Origin of the sequence: Massilia timonae (assembly GCF_001866515.1) — a bacterium.
In the GTDB taxonomy this organism is placed as follows: domain Bacteria; phylum Pseudomonadota; class Gammaproteobacteria; order Burkholderiales; family Burkholderiaceae_D; genus Telluria; species Telluria timonae.
Window position 1 is genome coordinate 836,748 of record NZ_JRYB01000001.1, and the last position, 9,936, is coordinate 846,683.

4 protein-coding genes, 2 tRNA genes, 2 rRNA genes and 1 riboswitch are annotated in these 9,936 nt (G+C 59.1%); of the genes, 4 read left to right on the forward strand and 4 right to left on the reverse strand.

The genetic code is table 11. The features are described from left to right. Positions 1-38 precede the first annotated feature (38 nt). The 4 genes from LO55_RS03725 to LO55_RS03740 form a co-directional block, all read right to left on the reverse strand. Positions 39-2,930: ribosomal RNA gene (locus LO55_RS03725) — 23S ribosomal RNA — on the reverse strand. A 237-nt stretch (positions 2,931-3,167) separates the two neighbouring features. Next, a tRNA-Ala gene (locus LO55_RS03730) sits at positions 3,168-3,243 on the reverse strand. Positions 3,244-3,251: 8 nt separating this feature from the next. After that, positions 3,252-3,328 (reverse strand) — tRNA-Ile (locus LO55_RS03735). Between the two features lie 82 nt (positions 3,329-3,410). Continuing rightward, a 16S ribosomal RNA gene (locus LO55_RS03740) occupies positions 3,411-4,941 on the reverse strand. Together the 16S and 23S rRNA genes with 2 tRNA genes alongside form the textbook arrangement of a ribosomal RNA operon. Positions 4,942-5,383: 442 nt before the next feature. Between LO55_RS03740 and cobT the strand changes: the two genes are divergently transcribed. From cobT to LO55_RS03760, 4 genes are all read left to right on the forward strand, one after another. After that, positions 5,384-6,415, forward strand: a complete 1,032-nt coding sequence (gene cobT, locus LO55_RS03745; protein ID WP_071360486.1) for a nicotinate-nucleotide--dimethylbenzimidazole phosphoribosyltransferase — start codon at positions 5,384-5,386, stop codon at positions 6,413-6,415. Next, entirely contained in the window at positions 6,412-7,194 is a 783-nt protein-coding gene (locus LO55_RS03750; RefSeq protein ID WP_071360487.1) for an adenosylcobinamide-GDP ribazoletransferase, read from the forward strand. The genes cobT and LO55_RS03750 overlap by 4 nt, the downstream gene beginning before the upstream one ends. After that, positions 7,194-7,736 (forward strand): histidine phosphatase family protein, encoded by a 543-nt coding sequence (locus tag LO55_RS03755; RefSeq protein WP_071360488.1) that lies wholly within the window; start codon positions 7,194-7,196, stop codon positions 7,734-7,736. The genes LO55_RS03750 and LO55_RS03755 overlap by 1 nt, the downstream gene beginning before the upstream one ends. 19 nt (positions 7,737-7,755) lie before the next feature. Continuing rightward, a riboswitch (cobalamin riboswitch) is annotated at positions 7,756-7,988 on the forward strand. Between the two features lie 65 nt (positions 7,989-8,053). Beyond that, the gene (locus LO55_RS03760) at positions 8,054-9,907 is read left to right on the forward strand and encodes a TonB-dependent receptor domain-containing protein (RefSeq protein ID WP_071360489.1); all 1,854 of its coding nucleotides are present in this window, start codon (positions 8,054-8,056) and stop codon (positions 9,905-9,907) included. Positions 9,908-9,936 lie beyond the last annotated feature (29 nt).

Consider the following 9,936-nt stretch of genomic DNA (forward strand, 5'->3'; position numbering starts at 1 on the left):
TCGAGCAGCTGTACTCGACCTTGGACTACCAAGGTTATAGGGACAAGCCGTACGGGCAATTAGTACTGGTTAGCTTAATGCATTACTGCACTTCCACACCCAGCCTATCAACGTCCTGGTCTCGAACGACCCTTCAAGGAGCTCAAGGCTCCGGGAAATCTCATCTCAAGGCAAGTTTCCCGCTTAGATGCTTTCAGCGGTTATCTCTTCCGAACTTAGCTACCCGGCAATGCCACTGGCGTGACAACCGGTACACCAGAGGTTCGTCCACTCCGGTCCTCTCGTACTAGGAGCAGCCCCCTTCAAATTTCCAACGCCCACGGCAGATAGGGACCAAACTGTCTCACGACGTTTTAAACCCAGCTCACGTACCACTTTAAATGGCGAACAGCCATACCCTTGGGACCGGCTACAGCCCCAGGATGTGATGAGCCGACATCGAGGTGCCAAACTCCCCCGTCGATATGAACTCTTGGGAGGAATCAGCCTGTTATCCCCAGAGTACCTTTTATCCGTTGAGCGATGGCCCTTCCATACAGAACCACCGGATCACTATGTCCTACTTTCGTACCTGCTCGACTTGTCGGTCTCGCAGTTAAGCACGCTTATGCCATTGCACTATTAGCACGATGTCCGACCGTACCTAGCGTACCTTCGAACTCCTCCGTTACACTTTAGGAGGAGACCGCCCCAGTCAAACTGCCTACCATGCACTGTCCCCGATCCGGATAACGGACCAAGGTTAGAACCTCAAATGAACCAGGGTGGTATTTCAAGGATGGCTCCACGAGAACTGGCGTCCCCGCTTCAAAGCCTCCCACCTATCCTACACAGATTGATTCAAAGTCCAATGCAAAGCTACAGTAAAGGTTCATGGGGTCTTTCCGTCTAGCCGCGGGTAGATTGCATCATCACAAACATTTCAACTTCGCTGAGTCTCGGGAGGAGACAGTGTGGCCATCGTTACGCCATTCGTGCAGGTCGGAACTTACCCGACAAGGAATTTCGCTACCTTAGGACCGTTATAGTTACGGCCGCCGTTTACTGGGACTTCAATCAAGAGCTTGCACCCCATCATTTAATCTTCCAGCACCGGGCAGGCGTCACACCCTATACGTCCACTTTCGTGTTTGCAGAGTGCTGTGTTTTTATTAAACAGTCGCAGCCACCATTTTATTGCAACCCGTTCATCCTTCCACAGTAAAGTGGTCAAACTACTAGGGCGTACCTTATCCCGAAGTTACGGTACCAATTTGCCGAGTTCCTTCTCCCGAGTTCTCTCAAGCGCCTTAGAATACTCATCTCGCCCACCTGTGTCGGTTTGCGGTACGGTCTCGTATGACTGAAGCTTAGAGGCTTTTCTTGGAACCACTTCCGATTGCTTCGCGCTACATGAGCGCTCGTCTCGACCCCTTGAATTACGTGCCCGGATTTGCCTAAGCACCTTCTATGAGTCAAAAACTGACTATTCCAACAGTCAGACAACCTTCCGCGATCCGTCCCCCCATCGCATCATACGACGGTGCAGGAATATTAACCTGCTTCCCATCAGCTACGCATCTCTGCCTCGCCTTAGGGGCCGACTCACCCTGCTCCGATGAACGTTGAACAGGAAACCTTGGGCTTACGGCGTGCGGGCTTTTCACCCGCATTATCGCTACTCATGTCAGCATTCGCACTTCTGATACCTCCAGCATCCTTTACAAGACACCTTCGCAGGCTTACAGAACGCTCTCCTACCATATAGATCAAGTGATAAATCACGAGAAATATATCCGCAGCTTCGGTGACTGGCTTAGCCCCGTTACATCTTCCGCGCAGGACGACTCGATCAGTGAGCTATTACGCTTTCTTTAAATGGTGGCTGCTTCTAAGCCAACATCCTGACTGTTTTAGCCTTCCCACTTCGTTTTCCACTTAGCCAATCTTTGGGACCTTAGCTGGCGGTCTGGGTTGTTTCCCTCTTGACACCGGACGTTAGCACCCGATGTCTGTCTCCCAAGCTCGCACTCATCGGTATTCGGAGTTTGCAATGGTTTGGTAAGTCGCAATGACCCCCTAGCCATAACAGTGCTCTACCCCCGATGGTGATACTTGAGGCACTACCTAAATAGTTTTCGGAGAGAACCAGCTATTTCCAAGTTTGTTTAGCCTTTCACCCCTACCCACAGCTCATCCCCTAATTTTTCAACATTAGTGGGTTCGGACCTCCAGGGCGTGTTACCGCACCTTCATCCTGGCCATGGGTAGATCACTTGGTTTCGGGTCTACACCCAGCGACTGTCGCCCTGTTCGGACTCGATTTCTCTACGGCTCCCCTATCCGGTTAACCTCGCCACTGAATGTAAGTCGCTGACCCATTATACAAAAGGTACGCCGTCACCCCACGAAGAGGCTCCGACTGTTTGTATGCACACGGTTTCAGGATCTATTTCACTCCCCTCCCGGGGTTCTTTTCGCCTTTCCCTCACGGTACTGGTTCACTATCGGTCGATTACGAGTATTTAGCCTTGGAGGATGGTCCCCCCATGTTCAGACAGGATTTCTCGTGTCCCGCCCTACTTGTCGTATGCTTAGTACCACCGTTTGAATTTCGTGTACGGGGCTATCACCCACTATGGCGTCACTTTCCAGAGACTTCCACTATTCAATCGACTATCACATACAGGCTCATCCCATTTCGCTCGCCACTACTTTGGGAATCTCGGTTGATTTCTTTTCCTGCAGCTACTTAGATGTTTCAGTTCGCCGCGTTCGCTTTGCATGCCTATGTATTCAGCATGCAATGACCTAAAAGGCCGGGTTTCCCCATTCGGAAATCTGCGGATCAAAGCTCGTTTGCTAGCTCCCCGCAGCTTATCGCAAGCTACTACGTCCTTCATCGCCTGTAATCGCCAAGGCATCCACCATGTGCACTTATTCACTTGTCCCTATAACGTTGGCCTCTGCATGAGTTACAGAGATCGTCATAGATCAAGAGTACAACTATGTTTGCTTGATACAAATTACTACTACCCTAAGTGTGCTATCAAATCATTGCTGACCTGATCTCACGCTTAAAAAAACTTTACTTCTTCCAGATTGTTAAAGAACGAAAAAACAGTGATCTCGAAAAGATCAAACCTAAATCTCATCAGCCATTTACTGACGACTTACGTTTGAGCTTTTGGTGGAGGATGACGGGATCGAACCGACGACCCCCTGCTTGCAAAGCAGGTGCTCTCCCAGCTGAGCTAATCCCCCGAGAAACGTGGTAGGGCTGGTTGGACTCGAACCAACGACCCCCGCGTTATCAACACGGTGCTCTAACCAGCTGAGCTACAGCCCCGATAAAACTGTTCTTTACTTGTTCAACAGTCGATAAGCGTGGACGCTTGATGATGGGTCGTTAGACCCCGGTGCTACTCTAGAAAGGAGGTGATCCAGCCGCACCTTCCGATACGGCTACCTTGTTACGACTTCACCCCAGTCACGAATCCTACCGTGGTAAGCGCCCTCCTTACGGTTAAGCTACCTACTTCTGGTAAAACCCGCTCCCATGGTGTGACGGGCGGTGTGTACAAGACCCGGGAACGTATTCACCGCGGCATGCTGATCCGCGATTACTAGCGATTCCAACTTCACGTAGTCGAGTTGCAGACTACGATCCGGACTACGATACACTTTCTGGGATTAGCTCCCCCTCGCGGGTTGGCGGCCCTCTGTATGTACCATTGTATGACGTGTGAAGCCCTACCCATAAGGGCCATGAGGACTTGACGTCATCCCCACCTTCCTCCGGTTTGTCACCGGCAGTCTCATTAGAGTGCTCTTGCGTAGCAACTAATGACAAGGGTTGCGCTCGTTGCGGGACTTAACCCAACATCTCACGACACGAGCTGACGACAGCCATGCAGCACCTGTGTTCAGGTTCCCTTTCGGGCACAACCAGATCTCTCCGGTCTTCCTGACATGTCAAGGGTAGGTAAGGTTTTTCGCGTTGCATCGAATTAATCCACATCATCCACCGCTTGTGCGGGTCCCCGTCAATTCCTTTGAGTTTTAATCTTGCGACCGTACTCCCCAGGCGGTCTACTTCACGCGTTAGCTGCGTTACCAAGTTAATTAAAACCCGACAACTAGTAGACATCGTTTAGGGCGTGGACTACCAGGGTATCTAATCCTGTTTGCTCCCCACGCTTTCGTGCATGAGCGTCAATCTTGACCCAGGGGGCTGCCTTCGCCATCGGTGTTCCTCCACATCTCTACGCATTTCACTGCTACACGTGGAATTCTACCCCCCTCTGCCAGATTCTAGCCTTGCAGTCTCCATCGCAATTCCCAGGTTGAGCCCGGGGATTTCACGACAGACTTACAAAACCGCCTGCGCACGCTTTACGCCCAGTAATTCCGATTAACGCTTGCACCCTACGTATTACCGCGGCTGCTGGCACGTAGTTAGCCGGTGCTTATTCTTCAGGTACCGTCATTAGCCGTGGATATTAGCCACAGCCGTTTCTTCCCTGACAAAAGAGCTTTACAACCCGAAGGCCTTCTTCACTCACGCGGCATTGCTGGATCAGGCTTGCGCCCATTGTCCAAAATTCCCCACTGCTGCCTCCCGTAGGAGTCTGGACCGTGTCTCAGTTCCAGTGTGGCTGGTCGTCCTCTCAGACCAGCTACTGATCGTCGCCTTGGTGAGCCTTTACCTCACCAACTAGCTAATCAGATATCGGCCGCTCCAGGAGCACAAGGCCCGAAGGTCCCCTGCTTTCATCCATAGATCGTATGCGGTATTAGCGTAACTTTCGCTACGTTATCCCCCACTCTTGGGTACGTTCCGATATATTACTCACCCGTTCGCCACTCGTCAGCGGAGCAAGCTCCCTGTTACCGTTCGACTTGCATGTGTAAAGCATGCCGCCAGCGTTCAATCTGAGCCAGGATCAAACTCTTCAGTTCAATCTCTGTTTGTTGACTCTTTCGAGTCACTCGCTATTGCTAGCGAGGTCGCTCACTCAAAATACTGACCGTCGCTTCATTGCTGAAGCAACGTTTAATACTTTGTGCGAACATTTGATATTTTAAGTATGCAGCTGAACAAGTCAGCTGGCACCTTCATCAAACGCCCACACTTATCGACTGTTAATTTTTAAAGATCAGAATTCGGTACTGCTTCATCTGCTGTTTGCTTCGAATCGTTTTGTTCGTCAGCAGCAGAGAGGCGAGATTATGAAGTGTTTCTCATTGTTCGTCAACCTCTTTTTTCTCTTCGCTTTCGCTACCGTGAGGCTGCGTCTGCGTCGAGGAGCGAGACTATAGCAAGCCGGAGGCCGACTTGCAAGGTTTACGATTGTGATATCTTAGCCGCCGCATTCAGCGACCTTCTCTTACATACCCTTATATGATTCCTACGATCGTCCCTACCGCCGACGCCGCCCTCTCCCGGTCCCTGGCGGACGCCATCAATAACAAGACCAAGCCGCTCGGCAGCCTCGGACGACTGGAATCGCTCGCCGCCCAGCTGGGCCTGATCCAGCGCTCGACCAGGGTCAGCATCGACCAGCCTGCGATCCTGGTCTTCGCCGCCGACCACGGCGTCGTGGCCGAGGGCATCTCCGCCTTCCCGCAAGACGTCACCTGGCAGATGGTCGAGAACTTCCTGGGCGACGGCGCGGCCATCAATGTATTCGCGCGCCAGAACGGCTGCGCCCTGCACGTGGTCGACGCCGGCGTGAACCACGATTTCGGCGCACGCGCGGGGCTCGTGCACCGCAAGGTCGCCAACGGCACCCGCAACTTCGCGCTCGATCCGGCCATGACGGCGCAGGAATGCGCGACCGCGCTCGAACACGGCATGGCCCTGGCGCGCGACCTGCCCGGCACTGTGGTCGGCTTCGGCGAGATGGGCATCGGTAACACGACGTCGGCCGCCGCCCTGATGCACAAGCTGACCGGCCAGCCGGTGGCGCGCTGCGTCGGCGCCGGCACCGGCCTTACCCCCGACGGTATCCGCCACAAGGCCGACGTGGTCGCGGCAAGCGTGGCCCGTCACACCCACGCCGTGCAACCGCTCGAGGTGCTGGCCACCTTCGGCGGCTTCGAGATCGCGATGATGGCCGGCGCCATGCTCAAGGCGGCCGAGCTGCGCAAGGTGCTGCTGATCGATGGCTTCATTGTCACCAGTGCCCTGCTGGTGGCCGCGCGCCTGCAGCCGGCCATCCTCGACTACTGCGTGTTTTCGCACTGCTCGGGCGAGCATGGCCACGCACTGCTGCTCGAGGAGCTCGGCGCCCGTCCGCTGCTCGACCTTGGCCTGCGCCTGGGCGAAGGCACCGGCAGCGCGCTCGCCCTGCCCCTGCTGCACGCCAGCGCCAACTTCCTGAACGAGATGGCCACCTTCGCCTCGGCGCAAGTGAGCGAACGCTCGGCATGACGCACCAGCTGCGCCTGTTCTTCATCGCGCTGCAGTTCTTCACGCGGCTGCCGATTCCGCGCTGGGTCGGTTTCGAGCCGAGCTGGTTGAACCATGCGTCGCGCTACTTCCCGCTGGTGGGCGTCGTGGTCGGCGCCATCGGCGCGCTCGTCTACCTGGTGGCCGCGCACTGGCTGACGGCGCCAGTGGCGGCCGTGCTGTCCACCGCCGCCACCATCTACCTCACCGGCGCCTTCCACGAAGACGGCTTCGCCGACACCTGCGATGGCCTGGGCGGCGGCATGACGAAGGAACGCGCGCTCGAGATCATGAAGGATTCGCGCGTCGGCGCGTATGGCGCGATCGGCATCGTGTGCATGCTCGGTGCGAAGCTGGCCCTGCTTGCCAGCCTGCCGCCGGCCAGCGCCATGGCCGCCCTGCTGCTGGCTCACCCGCTGTCGCGACTGGCCGCCACGTCCCTGATCTGGCAGATGGAGTACGCCCGCGCCGAGGGCAAGGCCAAGCCGCTGGCGGTGCGCATGAGCGACCGCGAGTTCGGCATCGCCGCCGTGACCGTGCTGCTGCCCGCGCTCGGCCTGCTGGCCTTCGGCCTGCTCGACCTGGCCGCCATCGTCGCCGCGCTGGTCGCGGCCCTCGTTGCAACCTGCTGGCTCGCGCGTAAATTCACGCGGCGCTTGCAAGGCTATACCGGCGACTGCCTCGGCGCCGTGCAGCAACTGGCCGAAGTGGCGGTCTATATCGCGGTGCTGGCCACGCTCGGCCGCGGCGCGCTGGCCTGATGCGCCTCTACCTGGTGCGCCATCCGCGGCCCGAGGTGGCGGCCGGGCACTGCTACGGCCGCAGCGACCTGGCGGCGGATCACGCGGACGTCGAACGGGTGCTGGCCGCATTGGCAAGCCAGGGGCTGCCCGGCGCGATGCCCGTCTACGCCAGCCCGCTGGCCCGCAGCGCGGTCCTGGCGGAGCAGCTCTCGCCGGCGCCGGTATTCGACGCGCGCCTGGCCGAGATGGACTTCGGCGCCTGGGAAATGCGCAGCTGGGACGACATCCCGCGCAGCGAGATCGACGCCTGGAGCGCCGACCTGCTGCACTACCGCCCCGGCGGCGGCGAAAGCGTGATGGACGTGGCCGCGCGCGTGGCCGGTTTCGATGCCGATATCCGGCGCGCCGGACACGCGCAAGCCCTGGTCATCTGCCACGCCGGCACCATGCGCCTCCTGCATTCGCTGCACCTCGGCGGCACGCTGGTCGAGGCCGCGCTGCGCGCTGCACAGGCGCCACACCGGATCGGCTACGGCGAAGTGATGATGCTGGAAACCTGACAACGCCTTGGACAACACCTTATAATGTGCGCGTTTTGGTGCTCGCGCCTGCGTTCGCAGTCGCAGTTAAACGGGAAACACGAAGCTCCTTTCAAGGGCCAACGTGTGCTGCCCCCGCAACGGTAAGCAAGTGCCGCATGCTCTCTTCGAGCCATGCGGCAAACCGTCCCCTCATACCACTGTGCGCATGCATGGGAAGGTCGGACGGCCATACTTGTCAGCCCGGATACCGGCCAAAAGGTGGCGTCGCCTCGCGCGATGCCGTTCAATCTGGCCTACGGGGACGTCGGCTGGTTGCCCTTTATAAGAAACAGTTCATGAATTTTCCAGTCACCCGGCAAGCCGCCGCGGTCTCGCTCGCCCTCGCCGTCATCTCGTCCGCCGCCGTCGCCGACGCACCCTCGCCTGACGCCATCCCTACCGCCGACACCGTCGTCGTCACCGCAACGCGCACCGCGCAGCGCGCCGCCGACGTCATCGCCGACACCACCGTCATCGATGCCGAAGAGATCGCGCGCTCCGGCGCCGGTTCGGTGGCCGACATCCTGCGCCGCCAGCGCGGCATCGAGATCTCGCGCAACGGCCCGGCCGGCACCACCACCAGCGTCTTCATCCGCGGCGCCAACGCCAACCAGTCCGTGGTCCTGGTCGACGGCGTGCGCTTCGGTTCGGCGACCACCGGCACCGCCAGCTGGAACGCGATCCCGCTGGGCGCCATCGACCGCATCGAGATCGTCTACGGCCCGCTCAGCACCCTGTACGGCGCCGACGCCATCGGCGGCGTGATCCAGATCTTCACCCGCAAGGGCGAAGGCGCCCCGGTCGTCACCGGCTCGGTTGGCGTGGGCAGCAACGCGACCCGCCAGCTTGATGCCGGCATCTACGGCAGCAGCGGCGGCCCGAACGCCGTCAGCTACGCCTTCGGCGCCGGCTACGAGGACTCGGACGGCTTTTCGTCTACCCGCCCAAGCGCCTCGGGCTACAACCCGGACGAAGACGGCTACCGCCGCCGCAACGCCAACGGCCGCGTGACGATGGCGCTCGCGCCGGGCCACGAGATCGGCGCCCAGTTCCTGGTCAGCCGCCTGTACAGCCAGTACGACAGCGGCACCGCCAACTACGACGTCCACAGCGACAACGACCTGAACACCGCCGCGGTCTTCATGCGCAACCAGATCCTGCCGAACTGGCACAGCACGGTGCAATACGCGCGCTCGGAAGACAAGTCGGGCAACTTCACCAACGCGACGCCATCCGGCGCCAGCCAGATCGACACCCAGCAGGATGAGTTCAGCTGGCAGAACGACATCGCCATCGGCCAGGACACCCTGCAGCTGCTGTACACGCACCGCAAGGAAGAGGTGCCGACGATGCAGCGCTCGCGCATCACGAATTCGTATGCCGCCGCCTACTCGGCCAAGCGCGGCCAGCACCTGGTCGACGTCAGCGCGCGCCACGACCGCTCGGTCTATGGCAGCAAGAACACCGGCGCCGCCGGCTATGGCTACGACTTCGGCAACGGCCTGCGCGCCACCGCCAGCGTCGGCACGAGCTTCCGCGCCCCGACCTTCAACGAGCTGTATTTCCCCGGCTACGGCCTGGAAACCAACAAGCCCGAAAAAGGCCGCAACCGCGAAGTGGGCCTGCGCTACGACGGCAACGGCTACCAGCTGGACGCCACCTACTTCCACAACCGCCTGACCGACATGATCGTGTCGAGCACCCCGTGCCCGGACGGCGTCAACCGCAGCTGCGCCTACAACGTCAACAAGGGCCTGCTCGAAGGCTTCTCGCTGGCCGGCGCTACGCGCCTGATGGGTGTCGACCTGCGCGCCAGCCTCGATTGGCAGGATCCGCGCGACGAGACCACCGGCAAGCAGCTGGCGCGCCGCGCGAAGAAGCATGCCAGTTTCGGCGCCGACTACACGATGGGCACGCTCAAGGCCGGCGCCGAACTGACGGTATCGGGAGAGCGCTTCGACGACGCCGCCAACAACCGTCGCCTGGGCGGCTACGGCCTGCTGAACCTGCACACGACCTGGCAGTTCACGCCCGACTGGTCGCTGCTGATGCGCCTGGACAACGTCGCCGACAAGCAGTACGAGATCGCGCGTAACTACGGCACCAGCGGCCGCACCTGGTTCGCGGCCCTGCGCTACGGCATCCGTTAAGCTATAACCCCTTGCCCGCGGCAGCCAGG